This window comes from Pseudidiomarina aestuarii, assembly GCF_003987355.1.
Classification (GTDB): domain Bacteria; phylum Pseudomonadota; class Gammaproteobacteria; order Enterobacterales; family Alteromonadaceae; genus Pseudidiomarina; species Pseudidiomarina aestuarii.
The window spans coordinates 1,634,886-1,651,052 of the sequence record NZ_PIPR01000001.1; the positions used below are offsets into that span (position 1 = coordinate 1,634,886).

A 16,167-nucleotide genomic window follows, 5' to 3' on the forward strand; every position below is an offset into this window, starting at 1 on the left:
TACCAAATATTAGCGCTGGCGAAACATCAACCTGTAATCCCTAGTTACAATTATATCTTCATGCAAAGATATATTTTGGTACACTGTACTCGAATTGATGACCAATAGGAATGAGCATGATCAATAAATTAGTGATGAAAATTTTGGCAATAGTTGTCTTTTGTCAGCCTTTAATGACGGTTGCGGAACCAGCAAGTGACAAGCAGCAATATCGGGAGCAAATAGAAGAGTTGGCGCGGGCCTATCAGTCGGTTTACGGCTTCTCCGGCTCTATTAAGGTCGTCAAAGACGGTCTGCCGATAGTTGAGAGCAGCTACGGACTAGCAGATAGAAGTTTCAATATCGACAATGCCATCAACCATCGATTCTCCATCAACTCCATATCGAAAACTTTTACCGCAACAGCTGTTATGCAGTTGGTTGAGTCCGGCGACATTAGTCTTGACCAAAGTATTGGAGCCTACCTTCCAGAGCTGAAAGCTGATTGGAAAGATGAAGTTACCGTTCATCACTTATTAACGCATAGCAGCGGACTACCTCGAGAATCCGGAATTCAGTGGTATGACGAACTAACCCTCGAGCAGCAAGTCGAGCACTTAATCAATAAGCAGACTTTGTTGTTTGCTCCGGGCACTCGCTATGAGTATTCGAACTCTGGCATCACACTGTTGGGACGAATTATTGAGAACGTCTCAGGTCAGAGTTTTTTTAATTACATCAATAACCGGATTATAAAGCCGCTCGAACTTCCCGATACTGGTATGTATGAGGGACGTAAGCTAGTACCAAGGCAGGCTGTGCCCTACCGCATTACCACCAATGGTGTTGCCAGTGCCCAGCGCGCCAAGCATTTGGGCCAGAATGCAGGGGGTGGGATGTATTCAACTGTGAATGATTTATATCGCTTTGTAGTCGCCCTCGAAAACAACCGCCTACTTTCCGCAGAAACTACACAGTTAATGTTCAAGCCGCAGATTGAAATAGATGGTGGTGACGCTGCCAGTTATGGCTGGACACTCAAACCATTTGGCAATCAGACCCTAGTGTTTGCGTCAGGCAGTGGCTACGGCACCAAAAGTGTTATGGTCAGACAATCGGCAACAGATGATTTTATCGCTGTGACCTCGAACTGGGGCAACACACCGATATTGCAACTGATGGCCGGGCTATTCTTGATTATTAATGACCTTGACTACGATCTGCCAGATCAAAAAGTACTAGCCAAGCCGAGCCATTATGAAGATTTTCTCGGTATTTATCGGTTTGATCCTATTTTGCTCAAAAAGCATTTGATGGCTGACAGCGACAGCATGACTCTGCAAGAAATCGACGGACGACTTTTTCTAAACGATGAGCTATTAGCTGACAAAGAAAACGGTTTTCTTGGTCTCACTTATACCGACGAAGTAATGATTAAAGTCGATGAAATGTCTATGACGATCAACATCAACGGTAACCAAGTAGTCGGTAAGCGCCAAGACTAATGTTAAGCATCGTTATCATGGTTTACGCGACCGTTTGTTACAAATATCGGTCGTGAAGAACAACCCATCGAAGTTCAGTGATTAGTGTTGGACGAAGAATGGCCGCGCATTGCGGCCATTTGACCAAGAGCTCAACACTTAAAAGTCACGATAGGTTAATTTCGTAAAAGATCTACCTTGAAAAGGTTTGGCTGACTAACTTAGAAAAGTTCTCTTTCTGGTAATCTTCCATTGATGCGTAAAATGCGACACATCCAATGACTAAAACTAGAGCGATGTATGCAGCTGTTCTTTTAAAACTTTTATTCATATGCAACTCCTTGCTTGTGATTTGAGGTAAAAATAGTATTTGCGTATTTGGTGCGCGCACTTCGGAATTTGTTCAACACGTATGAGCGAAAATTTAATCTGTCTGTTCAGCGCCTTTTGCCAGTAAATACTCAACAATATCCTTCTGCTCCCGTTTTTTGGCAGTCATCAATACCGTATTTCCCTGCTTGTCGCGCAAATTGATATCTGCGCCTTGTTCGACCAGGAATTTGATACGTTCCAACGAGCCGTAAAATCCGGCCATATGCAATGCTGAGTCACCGCGTTCATCTTGCTGATTGATGTCTAATCCCGCCTGCAGCAGCGCAGCTGCGAGCGTATTGGCATCGTCATGAAAATACTGCCACATCAACCGACTTAAATAATGCTGCTTTCTAAATCCAAGATGATTGACGTCTGCACCGGCACCGATCAAATAGTTAAAAAACGGACTATTACCTTGCTTAAGCGCGTAATCAAGCAATGGTACCCCTTGTAACTTGGTGCCTAATAGAGCCGGTTGAGCAGCAATTAATGTTTTGAACAGGTCTAAATTATTGTTGATGAAGGTGTATGTGAGTACCTCCTCTCGTACTTCTGTTGATTGGTACCAAGTTGAATCCTGTTGTATCAACGCCACTGCTTCGCTGTGACTGTCTGAGCGCAACAGAGAGACGAGAGGATATGTTGGCGCTGGTTGCACTTCATTAGAAGCAATTTGCTGTTCCAGCCAATTCACTTCAGTTGAAATTCGAGAATAGTACTCTGTGGCGCCATAAGTCCCTGGCTTTTCAGATTCCTGGCAACAACTAACCCCCGCAAGATAAGGAGTACCGTTTTCCAGAATGAATGCGGGACCGCCGCTATCACCAGAACCGCTAACCCCCTCCAAATTTGTTGCGCTATTGCCTTGATTAAAGTCAAACGTTATCCACTTTCCATCTACCGAAGTGATGGTATTGGTCGCTGCTCGCAACAGATTGTCGTGCGTAGCATCACCGGTAATTCCATTGCCTGTCGCTCCTTTACCGGCAATAGCAATCGCTTTATTCAGTTCGTCACTTTTACCATACAGTGGTGCTTGCATTGCCTGTTCGAGCGGCCAACGTAATTGTAATAATGCCAGGTCGGGTTCACCGGTTTTGGTAAAGTCAGGGTGCCTGATAATTTTAACCACAGAGTAGTCGTGATCTAAGTGCTGAATTTTAACTGGGTATTGCTCTTCTGGGTTTACACAATGAGCGGCTGTAACTAGCCAATAATCATTGATTACAGTCGCGGTGCAACGGTCTAAAAATGCAATGTAGGGTGCAAACTTGGTTGCATGTTGCTGATAGGCACTATCCGCTTTGTCATGACGAATCACGACTGCCTCTGAGGCTATTGACGTAAGCAACAGCGTTGAGCATGACAAAAGCGTAAAGATCTTGCGTAACTTCATTGTTGAGAGTCTCGCTGTCCGATCAGTGATGACAGCTGTATGCCGCAACATCACAAACACATTGAAAACAACTTGTTTAATGAGCAGGTGTGAAGATTTCATCGTCATGATCAGCAGCGCTCGGATTGGACAATCGGTAATTGGTGTAGGTTCGCTTCATCCGCTCCTCAAAAGGCATGAGAAATGCCGAGCCTTGCACGATAAGTTCATAGTTTTTAAGAACCATGGTTTGCTCAGTCAGGGGAAAGCACTCAATTGCAAAACTCAATTGGTGAATTTTGGAACCGAACGAGGGCGAAAACGCGCTGTCGTTCGTGAGCGTTATGCTTATTAGTTTTTCGGTTGAACTTGATACTTTTGCGATGCCGTGCAAATTTTCATAAATGTCGGCGTCATCATCTGCCGTTGGAATCGGCCGAAATGCGAAAGTTTTTGTGCCCTCGGTATCGCTAATCGCGCCAATATTGGCAGGAATCATTTTTTTGAAGTGATCACAGTCTACGTTGCCAAACGCTCCGGCTTTATCGTTATGTATTAGACTTTGAATTTCATCCCGGAAGCTGACGTTATCTGCATTGATAACACGAACTATTGGCTCACCTAACTCATTGTTCATAACAGACAAATTCACATTAGAACCGCCATTGGTGATGTGGATGTCATAATCGAGGTTGAGATCTTCACCAGTGACCAAAGTGGTCAGCAAAAAAATCAGATGACGCATGTTTAACTATCCTTGTGGCCACATAACACGGTTCCGACCCATATGAACCAGACGATTTGAGTTAATCCAAAGACTTCTTTGATAAATGGCAAACTTGGAATAACCGTGAGAACACCAAAAGCACCAACCAAAAAGCCGACCCAACATAGCAATCTTGGAAAGATGTGAGACCGCAGACCAACAATACTTAACAGAAGCACCCACATGCCTCCGACAAGTTCAATTCCACCACCAAGCGCGTTCACAACCATGGTGTAGCTATAAAATAGTATTGCTGCTGCTTGCGGATCTTTTGAGTACAGCATGATCATGGTGTTCATACCCACCAAAGCAATCATTCCTGCACACATCATGAGTACGACCCAGATAAAGCCAAATAAGCTGGCACTATTCAGCAAATGCCGACTTACACCCAAGAACCTATTATGAATAGCTTGGACTGATACCAGTAATAAAACTCCAAAAATTAGATAGCCCAACAGATAAGCAAATTGAATTAAGCCCTGTTCGGCAACGACATAACCAATTCTCTCGTTGATATCTGCCCCTTGGGGAATGGCCAGCAAAGCGCCAAAAATAATAAACATACCGAGATAGCAAACGGGCATTAGAAGAAATGCCAGCGCTCCCAAGCGCGATAGTTTCGAGTCACTCAACTGATCAATCGACATACCAAACCTCAAATGTGTTACTAGAACCAATGATTATGAGGCAATAATACGGGACGGTTTCGGCGCGATCGTCCTTGCCACGTAAGAAGGACAGTGTGGACACCCGCCCAACAAGTGGGCGAGTGGCTTCCATTTTCAAGCTAACAACCGTCCTTTCTGACGCGCAACAACGTGTTACCAACGCGCAAAATCTGGCAGGTCAATCACAATTTCTGTTTCGGAAACCACCTCACTTGCAAGAAATGACCTAATAACCTCAGTCACCTTGGGTGAGCGCATAAATAAGTTATGGCCGGCATTGACGACCGTAACATGTGTAAGTCGACTCAGTCCCGAAGTAGCTTCTAGTTGCCCCTCTGGATAAGTTCTTCCATCCAAAGTCCCCGTGAGCAGGAGTGTTGGAATTGCGCTGGTTGGATTGACTCTAAAGTCGTCCCCAAGCGTAAGTTCTGGAATAGCTTCATTCATTTGTGGCATTGGAAAGTTTAGTGACAAACCAAGCAAGCTGGTTTTTGACTGGTCTTTTACCAACTGCAAGCGCTCTTGAGAGATTCCAGAAGCAATGTCCATTGCCATAGGCATTGCACGAAAGCTTATTTGCGTATCATCGAAATAGCCGCGCTTTAAAACATCACTAAGCAAGTTCGTTTGAGCGGCAACGTTTTCTCGATCTAGAGTTCGATACAAATGTAATAATAACGGCACGCCGCGATGCGGATCAGAGATCATACCTGCCGCCAAAAACTGCAAGTGTTGTTTCTGAAACAATAAGGTCCGCTTACCCGAATCATTTTCGTAAGTGACTGGTAGCGGTTCTTTTGCCAACTTCTCATGCACGCTATGCATCATAGTGACAATGTCAGGATATAATTCACGCGCCTTTTCTTGCGTATTAATTGCTGCTTGAAGCCGCGCGAAGTAGGCGTCGGTTCGCGCCGGTAGTTTAACGGTTTGGTCCAAGCCCTCCGCACTCGCAATGACCACTTGCTGAATTTTCTCGGGATATGCTTTCATAGCTGCGAAGGCAAGATGGCTCCCATAAGATATTCCCCATAAGGTCATTTGGGGCGCGTTAAGGTGTTCGCGTAAGTCATTCAAGTCATGGGCACTTTCTAGCGTGTTGTAGCCTTTGATATCAATGCCATGCTGCGCCCAGAAATCGGCGCACTCAAGTGCCGCGGCACGATACAGTCGCGTAACCTCCGCCTCGGTTTGTTCGGTCGTACCCTCAAGGTGTTGCCGCGAGCGGCACTCTGGCATGTCATCAGATAATCCAGTCCCTCTTTGATCAAGCGCGATCACATCCCCAAATTCGCGCATCGCCATAAAGAGTGGAAAACGAAAGTTGGGGTATTTAGCAGTGTTAATTCCTGAACCGCCAGGCCCTCCAGCGAGATAGATAATGGGCGTTGTTGATTCTCTCGTTGTTGCTGGGAAGCGAACATAATGAACCTTAATTATTCGACTTGTTGCATTGTTTCTATTCTCGGGAACGCTAATAAAACCGCTAAACGCATCGGTGGTTTGCCCATCCATAGTAGTAAACGTAATAGGCTGCTCATTCGGATAAAGTCGCTGTTGTGAAGGTGCTTTGCTAGGTTCTGCACCCGCCCAAGGCATTGCAAGCAAAGCGACCACAAAGACTGCATGTTGAAAAATAAGAAAGTAACGCATGAGTAAGCTCCGTATTTTTGTATTCGAATCAAGATTGACTTTCAAGTATCGCAATCATTGCCTTCGCTACGCCTGCTGATGATTGGTAGTTTTGCCCCGTTACTATGCGGCCATCAACCTCTACATGCTCTTGACCGCGCGGGCTATACAAGAAGTCACCGCCGCGCGCTTCGATGGTTTTAGTGATGTGAAACGGAAACTCTTTGAAATACGGTCGGTCAGGATTCTCATATTCGTCTGGATAACCGCTGATACGTTTACCTTTGACCAAGTATTCGCCGTTCGTGAGTCGCAAATGCGCAATACCAGCAGTACCGTGGCATACGGCAGAAATGATGCCGTTGTGTTGCTCATAGATTGTCATCGAAATGCGTTGTAACTCAGCGTTGTCAGCCACGCCATACATAGCGTTGGTACCGCCTACATAGTGGACTGCGCGGTAGTCGTCCGGAACAACCTGAGTCGGATTCATGGTATTACCAATCGCATACATAAAATCGGCGTCGTACAAGTATTTCTTGTGCATCGGATCCGATGTATTGATATACGCTAGTGGCAAAGCACCTCCGTCTGGACTCACAAAGTCAACGCTGTAACCCGCACGAATAAACTCATCGTAGGCATTAACGATTTCAGAAAAGCTCACCCCAGTAGGAAGATTTGAAGCACCGTGAAAGTGTGCGCTAGAAAGAATAAAAAGAATGCGCTGACCATTAACATTACTGCTGGATCCAGCAGCAGATTTGCTAATAATTTGCCATTTATCTGCTACTTTTTTAAGGAGAAAGCGATCGACGAATCGCTGTTTCCTTTGCGGCATTAAAATTTCAGCTTTTGCAATCGCTAGGTTGCCCTCCACATCAATCTGCAAAATACGACCGATGCGACCGTTATCAACACCCTTGTTCTCGTCTTTATGCCAACTTAGATACTCATCGATGGAGACTTGCCAAACCGCGGCATCTGCCTTTTCTAAATAAAGCAATGCATCAGGATGAAAGGCCTGCGCCAACTTTTCAGCGTCACTGTGTGATGAGCCATAAAAATACAGCTCAAGCGTTTGGGTGATAGCAGTCCGATTTTGTGCTTGCTGCGACTGAGTTGCATACGCCGCCGCACTGCAGAAGAACACCGATACTAATAAAAGTAGCTTTAAAACAACGTGACGACTAAACATATTCATCTCCAATAAATGTCGGTAATTTGGCAATTTAGACCAGCCTATTACGCTCACTTAGAGGATCTCGTGAAGGCTGAAGTGCGACCTTAGCTGCCGCCAAAAGACGAATCGTCCTTGCCACGTAGGAAGGACTGTTTTGGCGATCCGTGTGCTATGCTGATTTTTTAGGGTAAGTGCATCGACATCTATGTTAGCTATCTTCTTTTCTTCGCTCGCCATGGCAGTGGCCGGCTTTGCTATTTTTCATATTCCTAAACGTCGGTCGAGGGGACCTCTGCTGCTGCTTTTAAGTTGTCTCCTTTACTTGTCCTCGGGTGCAGTGGTGTTTGAGTTAGCACCAAACCTCGTACACCTTTATGTAAGTTTTATTCCGGTTGTATTTTTTCTATTTCTGCCAGCGTTTTGGCTTTACCACGATGCAACTATCACAACTGATTTATGGTGTTGGAAACCATCGATGTTGAAGCACTTTGCCATCGTGCCGGTTGTGTTATGCCTGAGTATTGCGCTCGCGCTGCTTCCGGCGAAAGACTTTCAGCAGATGTTTTTCGCGTCAGAACCAGTCGATACACCATGGCTTATCACGTTAGCTATGGCGTTTGCTTTCTTCTTAGTGGTCTGGTTCCTGCTCAGTTGCGGCTACGTATTCAGTATTTTTCGTCGTACATTGGCTTATCACAAAAACATCCGACTCATATACGCGGATGAATCAGGACGTAAACTGAACTGGGTCATTATTACGTCCGCCCTAATGATCTTGACGTGGGTCTACGCCCTCGTTGTGCTCGCGCTAGAAAACAGACTTGCTCACTTGGGTATTTCAGAGACGGGAGTACTCGGGTTGTTGTCGCTTATCGTGTGGTTAGTGGCTCACAACGGCATCAAACAACAGACTGGATTCGGTGAGACAACAGAGGCGAATACAGAAATAGCGCACGTGATAAAAGCACAAGCCTATGAACGCTCGGCACTGCGCAAGAAAGATTTGCAAAGAATTGCAGCGAAAATAGAAACCGCTGTAGCGCAAGACCAGATTCATCTAGAATCAGACCTGAATCTCGTCAAACTGGCGAAACATATTGCTGAGCCGCCCCAGTATATTTCCCAAACATTGTCACAGCACCTCAATACCACCTTCTTTGATTTTATCAATAAAGCAAGAATCGACGATGCACGACAGTTATTAGCCACGACGGACCACTCCGTACTAGATATTGCCTATGCGACCGGTTTTAACTCGCGCTCGGCTTTTTATAAAGCGTTTAAAAACTACCTAAATCAGACCCCAAGCGAATACCGAGCGAATTGCCCCTAATGCTAACTGTCCTTCCTAGGTGGGAAGGACGAAATGCCTGTTTGCACTCCTTACTATCGCCGCACTCATCTTCACAAAAAGCTGACATTTAGCATGCCACACTCACGGGCTCGCTAAACTTCAATGGATCATTCATGAAAAAGGTAATAGTAGTCATCCTGTTCGCTACGCTTAGTTTCTACGCTGCATCAAGCTCGGCTAGTCTGACGCCAACAGCCGCCCAAACAAACACTACAACTGATTCTGTTACACAAGCGATTGTCGATAAAGTGATCGCGACCTATGGCGGTGATGTGCTCTTACAAGCCGACAGCATTAGAGTAATTGATTACAACAAAGGCCCATGGCCTGGCGAGGGTGAAACGCCCACTATTCCCGAGTTATGGCGAATCAATGAAGAACTGACGATAGACTTCGTGGGACAGCGCAAAAGTTTGCTGTCTTACCGCGTGCCGCGAACCACCATCGACTTGGAAAAGTGGATTCAGCAGGGTGAACAAACTATCGCGTATGACATCCTGCATGAGAAATACTCCGAGCAAAACTGGGCTACCTTTGCACGTCTCGGTGCGTCACTTGAACGCAGCAGCGATACGTTGCATGCTCGGCACTTGGCGAATCTAACAGGCCAGCTAGACTATATTGGCGATGACTATTTCCGTGGCCGTCTGCAACACAAGTTGACTTACGAAACCGACTCCGGCGAGCGCTATACCTACTTCGTTGACAAGGCAAATGGGCTTATCCACAAGCTATTGCGCCAACACCCTCGCGCTGGCGATCTGCTTTATGTTTTTTCCAATCATAGTACCGACAGCAAGGTCGCCTTTGCCCGCGACATGAACTTCTTTGTTAATGGCGAGCTGCGCTTAACCTCAGTACACCGTGCAATTGAACTCGACCCAGATCTCGTGGCCGCATTTCAAGGCTTTAAGAATTTTACTCCTTGGGGTGAAACAATTGACGCTTCTGAGCTAACTGTCAAAGAGATTTCCGATGGCGTGTATCAAGCCGGCACCGGTCGCTCACTTACGGTGTTTATTGAGCAGTCAGACCATTACATAGGACTGGGAGCGGCGGATGCCCTAGCAGACAATTTTGCTGAAATAAAAAAGCTGTCTCAGCAAGATAAGCCGCTCAACTACTTTGTCGTCACGCATCATCACAATGCCAATGTGCGAGGCTTAGATAACGCCTTAACCTTAGGTGCTACTTTAGTGGTTGCTGAACAGCATAGAGACTCTATTCTAAGCCATATCACTGTCGACGAGGCCGACAACAAGATCATTTCGGTCCCACCACGAGCAACATTTGCGTTGGGCAATTTAGAGCTATTTGATATTGCTACCGCACACTCCCGTCATTATTTATTAGCCTATTTACCTGCAGCCCAGATGGTGCTTGCAGAAGACCATTTCGTCACTGATTTGAAAGCCGCAAAACCACGAATCTATCATGACATGGTGCGCTTCGCTGACGCACTTGCCGAGCTCAATCTTGCAGTAGAGAAGCTGGTAGATATTCGTGGTTGGCGTCAATTCAGTATGGACGAATTCACGCAATGGACACGTGACTTTACGCCAAAAACCTGCCCGCCAGGTTATGAGATTTGTGCAGATGGTTAAGGAACATATGATGCGAACAATACTTGTTCTGTTAATGCCTATGGTCGGTTTGTTGCCAGCGGTTCACGCTCAAGTTGACCACATTGTACCGCCAATGGTTAATATTCCGGCTGGTGAGTTTATGATGGGTACGACTGGCGGTGAACGACAAGCTAGGCCAGTGCATAAAGTCCAGTTGGACGCATTTCAGCTAGGTAAATATACGGTAACCGTCGCTGAGTTTCGAAAATTTGCGGCCGCCACGGGTTATACCACGGAAAGTACCTGCAACGATTTTCTTGATTCTGAGGGTTTAAGAGGCCCCGAACACATCGGCAGCGGTCGCTGGGATCAACACCGATACAGCTACAGCGACTATCAACCAGTAACCTGTATTTCATGGCAAGATGCCAATGCTTACGCTACATGGTTGTCTGAACAAACGGGCCAGCATTATCGACTACCCACCGAGCAGGAATGGGAATATGCCGCCAAAGCCAATACCCGTAGTCGCTATTTTTGGGGGGATGACCCGTTGCAAACAGAGGCCTGCAAGTATGGTAACTTTGCAGATCTAACCGGCGAACAAGTTAATAACCAACTTTATGGGTACAGCAACAAAGGCTTTATCGAACATTTAAATTGTGATGATGGTGAGGCCTACAATGCCATAGTCGGTCTATATCGGCCCAATCCGTTTGGGTTGTATGACATGGCAGGTAATGTCAGCCAGTATCTGAATTCGTGCTTTGACCCAAGTGGTTATCAAACCGACCGCAACTCTCAGGATGCCAAATCATGCGAATTTATAGCTACCCGCGGCGGCAATTGGCACTATCCAGCACAACCACATAGCAACCGCGGTCGCTTTAAACGTGAAGGTTGGAATGTCGCAGCCGGTATCGGCTTTCGCCTGGCAATGGATGGACATTCAGATGTCGTTGCACCCTCTAGCCAAACGTTTGAACAGCAACTACACCAAGCACAACAAAAGCGACTGACGCAACGTGAACGATTGTTGCCTGCTGTAACTCAGCTGAGACTGGTCGAGAACGATGAAGGCAAACTGATACTGAGTTGGCTGCCATCAGCGGATAATCGGGTAACCGGCTATGACATCTACCGCTCAACGATAAAGCAGGCACATTTGCTTGGCGGCTTTTACCAGAAGCATTATGAAAAAGCCTATGCTGTCGATGCTGATAACACCCAACTGGAAGTGACTTTACCGGACAGCGCTGGCAGCTTTATTGTTATTGCGCGCGCAGGTCAGATGTTCGGATTCCCATCTGCAACCGTTGTAAAGGCAGCGCCCGCTTCAGTCTCTGCTATTCCGGGGCGTTTGGATATGCAACAACTGACCCAATTGCATAATGCATCCTTATATTATTTCCCTGCCGAGGAGGATAAACCTGAGCGTTACTTGGTGTTTAAAACCAATAAATTAACGGAGCAAAATATGGTGACACTAAGGTTTGATACACAGGTTGCTCAAGCTGGCTGGTATCTACTGAATTACAAAGGCAGCAGCTTTCAGACTGGCGAATTTTTTAAGCTCTGGCAGGGCAACAAACTTGCCGGCAGTGCCGACTTTGAGCGCGGCATCGATGACTCGGTTTCAAACAGACACAAAGTGTATTTAGATGCCGGGCGTCACGCATTAGAGCTAACTATACTCCGAGAAAACTTTGATCGCTGGGGCTTGAGTTGGTTAGAGTTCTCACCTGTAACTCCTGAGGAGCAGTTGTGAACACATTAATATGGGTGATCGATTCGCCATTCTCGCGAGCGGTTAAGTGGTTATTGTTGAAGACGGGAATGAAACATAGTGAGCACTTGCTAACTTGGGACAGTCTAGCAAACGACCCCAGGCTGGCTGAGTGCAATCCCAAGCTACAGGTTCCCACTCTGATTGCTGACGACGAAACACTCACCGATTCGCTGCTGATCATATTGCGGTTATTAGGACACGACTGGCACCGCACTGTTGACGCCCAGCTGTTTCGCCTTGGTGATTGCGACTTTGAAGCGACGCTAATCTTTTTGTTCCGTGCAAACCTATTGGCGCATAAGTACGGCCGCAGCCAAGAAAGCAACTTCATGCGTGAGGCCGGCGTAGCGACCTACCAAAAAAGCGTTGATATTCTGCTTGACCATCTAGTGGTTAACACCGCAAAGATCGAGGTGAACGTCGGCTTAGTTTTGGTGTTCTCGATGGTGCTTATTGCCCGCTCTAATGCGCAGTCAGATATTGTGCGCGATTATCGTATTGAGGAATTACTGCCGTTTCATGAAGCGCTCACTGCTGACCTCGTCTACCAACAGCTTGCCCAAAGCTACAGCGGTCAAGAAGGTAATCGGTGGCCTTTCTTTATTAATTACTCTTAAAACGGATCTCGAGCTGAAATTGTGGTGGCATAGAATTGATCTCGAGCTGCCACTGATTCAACTGGCAGATCCGCTTCACCAAATGCAATCCCTGTCCGAGTCCTTGGCTAGCAGGTCCACGCACGCTTGCGGTTGTCAGATCGGCAGGTGTCGTTTCGGCGATTGGATTCGTAAAGTGTAAAGCGTTACTCTGTAATTTAATTTGCAAGCTGGGCTTGCTCGCATGTTCTAGTGCGTTATTGATCAGGTTGGTCAACATTAACTGAAGAAGATTCTGATTAGCGTTGATTCGATAGTTGCTAGGCACATCAATATGCAGCTCAAACTCTTCGAGATCAGCTAATTTTCGGTGGTTCACAACGCAGGATTCCAGCTCAGCCAATAGCCCTAATGATTCAGTATGGACCGATTCTTCACGCGCTAGTGCAAGCAACACAGTCGTGGTTTCTTCAATTCGCGCAACCATTTCTTTGAGTTGCTTGCTCTGCTGTTTACTCAGCCCTTTCGCGTCATCAAGACGCTCAACCAGAAACTTTAAAACAGTGGTCGGCGTGCGCAGTTCGTGACTGATATCGCGAGTGAAATCTGCCTCACGTTGCAAAGCGATCTGCAATTTATCGACACTGTTCTTAACCACATCGGCAAGGTAGCCAATTTCGTTCTGCGGTAATTGCGAGGGCAATTCTATAGATCTGCTGCTGTCGCTTGATTGTTTGAATCGGGTCGCTAATCGAGTGAGTGGCTGGGTAATGCTGCGCCCCAAATAAAAACTAAGTAACCAAGCTGCACCCATCACAATGGCAAAGATCAAACCGATCCATGGCACCAAGCGCGGTAAATAATCGCGCGAAACTTCTAAGCCAGTGACATCGGCTGTCAGAATCCATTCGTCGCCGCCTAGTTGCAACGTTTGCAGATGTAAAGTACCACCATTTGCTGTCGGAAACTCAACGCGTTCAGATGAGAGTTGACGTAATTCTTGGACCTGCTTTGGCAGTTCTTGCCAATTGGAATAAATCGTCATAAACGGAAAGCGTGGCTGAACCACTTGCGACTGTTCGGCATAAACTCGCTCAAGATAGTTCGCCTCACTGCTCACCAGACGATTAAAGACATTATCCTCAACCACGTAGGCATATGCGATGAGCAAGCTCACTAAGCAAACTGCGAGCGCCAGTGCAAAACTCACGACCGCGATCTGTAGTGTCTTTTTAATACTCGAATTGGTGCCGTTCATTTGCGCTTTCACTGTGTTATTTCGACTCACTGGAATGCAGCCGGAACCCGACCCCATGTAAGGTTGCTAACATGGGAGTGGCAAATGGTTTATCCAGGGCTTGTCGCAAGGTGTAAATATGCGAGCGCAACACATCGCTATCAGGCATATCATCTCCCCAGAACTTGTTGATGACCTCCTGCCGACTGACAGCATTTGGATACGCCCGAACCAGTAACAGTAAAATAGCAAAGTCCGTGCTACTTAACTTGAGTGCTTGCCCGTTGCGCTGCGCCCACTGCTGACGCTCATTGACCTCGAGGTCACCGATCTTCACCGTTTGTGCTTGATGCAGCTGCTGGCGACGAGCCAACGCTTGGCAACGCAGGTAGAGCTCTTGTAAATCAAATGGCTTCGTTAAATAGTCATCCGCGCCTGCAGCAAAGCCGACAGATTTATCAGCAATACTGTCGCGCGCCGTGAGCAGCAGCACAGGCGGTATTGGGTCACAGCTTAGCTTGATACTCTCGCACACCTGAATACCGGTCATGTCAGGCAGCATGACATCCAGAATCACAACGTCGTAATTCTGCTCTTGCGCTAACTGCAGGCCGTGCCGACCGGTCGCGGCGAAGTCGATTTGTACGCCCTGCTCTTCTAGAAAGTCACAAACCTCAGTCGCAATAGCTAGCGTATCCTCAACCAACAGGACCGATAATGAGGTCATTGCAGCAGCTCCTTAATTTTTGTCAGCGCGGTGTCACTGCCACTTGCGACGTCGGGCTGAACTATAACGTCAGGGACAACAGTCGTTACCTCTCTCGCACCGTTTGGACGCACCAACAGCCGAGTGGCAACATAAGCGCGCAGCTGCGAGTGCGGCAGATTAAATAAATTCCCTTGTGCGGTTTGATTCGCATAACCGCCGGTTGACTCACCAACGAGTGTACCCATTTCGTTGTCCTGCACTGTCGTTGCGAAAACAATGGCTGCTGAATAGGTTACCGGTCCAATCAGTACGTAGACATTGCCGGTAAAGCGTCTTGCTTCGCTTTTTGGGTTCACTTCGTCGGTCCATGGCGTACGGATTATGTCGCCTACACTCCCTTTATAGCCGAACCAACCGCGATTGTCCTCGTTGAGTCGTTCGGTCACGTGCGACACTAGCTGAAAAGGTTTGTCGGCAAGGTAGCTTGCAAGCTCCGTGGCAGTATCAGTATTACCACCTGTGTTATCGCGAATATCGATGATCAAATGCTGAATGTTTTGCTGCTTGATAGTCGAAAAGTATTCTGCAATATCATCAGCGAATTGCTCTGGATCGACATCGAATGAACTCACGCGCAAATAGCCGAGGCCAGGCTCTAAAATTTGCAGTTCTAATTCTGAGTGGGCAACTTGCGCGGTTTGCGACTGCCATTGTTGAGTACTGTTCAATTTAATCGAGTCTACTTGGGTTTCGTGTTGCACTTCCAGTTCGAAGTTGCCAATCATGCCGAACACTGCCCATAAAATATAGGGAAAGCGTGCTGCTACAAAAGCTTCTCGAAGGCGTTGCGTCTCACCGCCGACGAAGTGCTGACCTTGTTCTATGATTTGTTCAGCTGAAACGCCATTAATAGAGATAATTCGGCTTCCAGCTACAAGTGTTTTAGATTCACTATCTGTACTTAAATTATAGTCACGAGCCAGATACAAAGAACCATCTTGCTCCTTCACCGCAAAAGGAAATGGCGCCGTTCCGGCGTCGACTGCTGCAGCGTATTCTTGATAAGGCCAAATTAAAAAACTGTGACCATCATTGAACAAATGCGACAGTTGCCCGACATAACGAAAAAACTCCACACGAGTCAGTGGTTGATCGATGTGTTGCTTAAGTTTAAGCACACTCTGCTGTAGCTCTTGCTGGTTAGCATAGCCGTCGAAGTCAGGATGCCGTGCCTGAACGCCAGCGACGAATGCATCAATATCTTGATGAAGCTCTGTGACCGAGATTTTTCGGTCCATCAGGCTTGGGTCTTCTAGCTCCGGAAAAATATCCAAATGAGACTGCGCGCAGCCACCAAGCAGAAAAATTGTGAGAAATAGTATCGCTTTACATGTGTTCATGGTTGTCTCCTGTAGCTTGGTGCATAAGCTACACAAACGTTTGTGAAGACTT

The 16,167-nt window shown here is 46.8% G+C and carries 13 protein-coding genes; 5 read left to right on the forward strand and 8 right to left on the reverse strand.

Features of this window, described 5'->3' with window-relative positions:
- Window positions 1-116 precede the first annotated feature (116 nt).
- A complete protein-coding gene (locus CWE22_RS07465) occupies window positions 117-1,484 on the forward strand; it encodes a serine hydrolase domain-containing protein (RefSeq protein ID WP_169930697.1) in 1,368 nt (455 codons plus the stop codon).
- 403 nt (window positions 1,485-1,887) lie between these two features.
- On the opposite strand, the gene CWE22_RS07470 is transcribed toward CWE22_RS07465, so the two are convergent.
- The 5 genes from CWE22_RS07470 to CWE22_RS07490 all read right to left on the reverse strand — a co-directional run bounded on the left by CWE22_RS07470 (window position 1,888) and on the right by CWE22_RS07490 (window position 7,480).
- Entirely contained in the window at window positions 1,888-3,342 is a 1,455-nt protein-coding gene (locus CWE22_RS07470) for an ankyrin repeat domain-containing protein (RefSeq protein WP_169930698.1), read from the reverse strand.
- On the reverse strand, window positions 3,311-3,958 hold the full coding sequence (locus CWE22_RS07475; RefSeq protein ID WP_169930699.1) for a hypothetical protein: 648 nt from the start codon (window positions 3,956-3,958) through the stop codon (window positions 3,311-3,313). The genes CWE22_RS07470 and CWE22_RS07475 overlap by 32 nt, the downstream gene beginning before the upstream one ends.
- 2 nt (window positions 3,959-3,960) lie before the next feature.
- Entirely contained in the window at window positions 3,961-4,629 is a 669-nt protein-coding gene (locus CWE22_RS07480; RefSeq protein WP_169930700.1) for a DUF4386 family protein, read from the reverse strand.
- Between the two features lie 174 nt (window positions 4,630-4,803).
- Window positions 4,804-6,303, reverse strand: a complete 1,500-nt coding sequence (locus CWE22_RS07485) for an alpha/beta hydrolase (RefSeq protein ID WP_169930701.1) — start codon at window positions 6,301-6,303, stop codon at window positions 4,804-4,806.
- A 28-nt stretch (window positions 6,304-6,331) separates the two neighbouring features.
- Complete coding sequence (locus tag CWE22_RS07490) at window positions 6,332-7,480, reverse strand: nuclear transport factor 2 family protein (RefSeq protein WP_169930702.1); 1,149 nt, start codon at window positions 7,478-7,480, stop codon at window positions 6,332-6,334.
- Between the two features lie 460 nt (window positions 7,481-7,940).
- Here CWE22_RS07490 and CWE22_RS07495 point away from each other — a divergent pair, with 460 nt between their 5' ends.
- The 4 genes from CWE22_RS07495 to CWE22_RS07510 all read left to right on the forward strand — a co-directional run bounded on the left by CWE22_RS07495 (window position 7,941) and on the right by CWE22_RS07510 (window position 12,790).
- On the forward strand, window positions 7,941-8,798 hold the full coding sequence (locus CWE22_RS07495) for a helix-turn-helix transcriptional regulator (protein ID WP_169930703.1): 858 nt from the start codon (window positions 7,941-7,943) through the stop codon (window positions 8,796-8,798).
- 134 nt (window positions 8,799-8,932) lie between these two features.
- Window positions 8,933-10,423, forward strand: a complete 1,491-nt coding sequence (locus tag CWE22_RS07500; protein ID WP_211618632.1) for a hypothetical protein — start codon at window positions 8,933-8,935, stop codon at window positions 10,421-10,423.
- 7 nt (window positions 10,424-10,430) lie between these two features.
- Entirely contained in the window at window positions 10,431-12,152 is a 1,722-nt protein-coding gene (locus CWE22_RS07505) for a formylglycine-generating enzyme family protein (RefSeq protein WP_169930704.1), read from the forward strand.
- Window positions 12,149-12,790, forward strand: coding sequence for a glutathione S-transferase family protein (locus tag CWE22_RS07510; RefSeq protein WP_169930705.1), 642 nt, complete (start codon window positions 12,149-12,151; stop codon window positions 12,788-12,790). Before CWE22_RS07505 ends, CWE22_RS07510 begins: the two co-directional genes overlap by 4 nt.
- On the opposite strand, the gene CWE22_RS07515 is transcribed toward CWE22_RS07510, so the two are convergent.
- The 3 genes from CWE22_RS07515 to CWE22_RS07525 are packed head-to-tail and all read right to left on the reverse strand — an operon-like array spanning window position 12,777 to window position 16,115.
- Window positions 12,777-14,084, reverse strand: coding sequence for a sensor histidine kinase (locus tag CWE22_RS07515; RefSeq protein ID WP_211618634.1), 1,308 nt, complete (start codon window positions 14,082-14,084; stop codon window positions 12,777-12,779). The genes CWE22_RS07510 and CWE22_RS07515 overlap by 14 nt on opposite strands.
- On the reverse strand, window positions 14,044-14,733 hold the full coding sequence (locus tag CWE22_RS07520) for a response regulator transcription factor (protein WP_169930706.1): 690 nt from the start codon (window positions 14,731-14,733) through the stop codon (window positions 14,044-14,046). Before CWE22_RS07520 ends, CWE22_RS07515 begins: the two co-directional genes overlap by 41 nt.
- A complete protein-coding gene (locus CWE22_RS07525) occupies window positions 14,730-16,115 on the reverse strand; it encodes a S41 family peptidase (RefSeq protein WP_169930707.1) in 1,386 nt (461 codons plus the stop codon). The genes CWE22_RS07520 and CWE22_RS07525 overlap by 4 nt, the downstream gene beginning before the upstream one ends.
- Window positions 16,116-16,167 lie beyond the last annotated feature (52 nt).

What these genes read in the sequence shown, in the direction of transcription:
- CWE22_RS07465 (WP_169930697.1), top strand. Translation starts at nt 117, where the DNA reads ATGATCAATAAATTAGTGATGAAAATTTTGGCAATAGTTGTCTTTTGT.
- CWE22_RS07470 (WP_169930698.1), bottom strand. Translation starts at nt 3,342, where the DNA reads ATGACGATGAAATCTTCACACCTGCTCATTAAACAAGTTGTTTTCAAT.
- CWE22_RS07475 (WP_169930699.1), bottom strand. Translation starts at nt 3,958, where the DNA reads ATGCGTCATCTGATTTTTTTGCTGACCACTTTGGTCACTGGTGAAGAT.
- CWE22_RS07480 (WP_169930700.1), bottom strand. Translation starts at nt 4,629, where the DNA reads ATGTCGATTGATCAGTTGAGTGACTCGAAACTATCGCGCTTGGGAGCG.
- CWE22_RS07485 (WP_169930701.1), bottom strand. Translation starts at nt 6,303, where the DNA reads ATGCGTTACTTTCTTATTTTTCAACATGCAGTCTTTGTGGTCGCTTTG.
- CWE22_RS07490 (WP_169930702.1), bottom strand. Translation starts at nt 7,480, where the DNA reads ATGTTTAGTCGTCACGTTGTTTTAAAGCTACTTTTATTAGTATCGGTG.
- CWE22_RS07495 (WP_169930703.1), top strand. Translation starts at nt 7,941, where the DNA reads ATGTTGAAGCACTTTGCCATCGTGCCGGTTGTGTTATGCCTGAGTATT.
- CWE22_RS07500 (WP_211618632.1), top strand. Translation starts at nt 8,933, where the DNA reads ATGAAAAAGGTAATAGTAGTCATCCTGTTCGCTACGCTTAGTTTCTAC.
- CWE22_RS07505 (WP_169930704.1), top strand. Translation starts at nt 10,431, where the DNA reads ATGATGCGAACAATACTTGTTCTGTTAATGCCTATGGTCGGTTTGTTG.
- CWE22_RS07515 (WP_211618634.1), bottom strand. Translation starts at nt 14,084, where the DNA reads ATGGGGTCGGGTTCCGGCTGCATTCCAGTGAGTCGAAATAACACAGTG.
- CWE22_RS07520 (WP_169930706.1), bottom strand. Translation starts at nt 14,733, where the DNA reads ATGACCTCATTATCGGTCCTGTTGGTTGAGGATACGCTAGCTATTGCG.
- CWE22_RS07525 (WP_169930707.1), bottom strand. Translation starts at nt 16,115, where the DNA reads ATGAACACATGTAAAGCGATACTATTTCTCACAATTTTTCTGCTTGGT.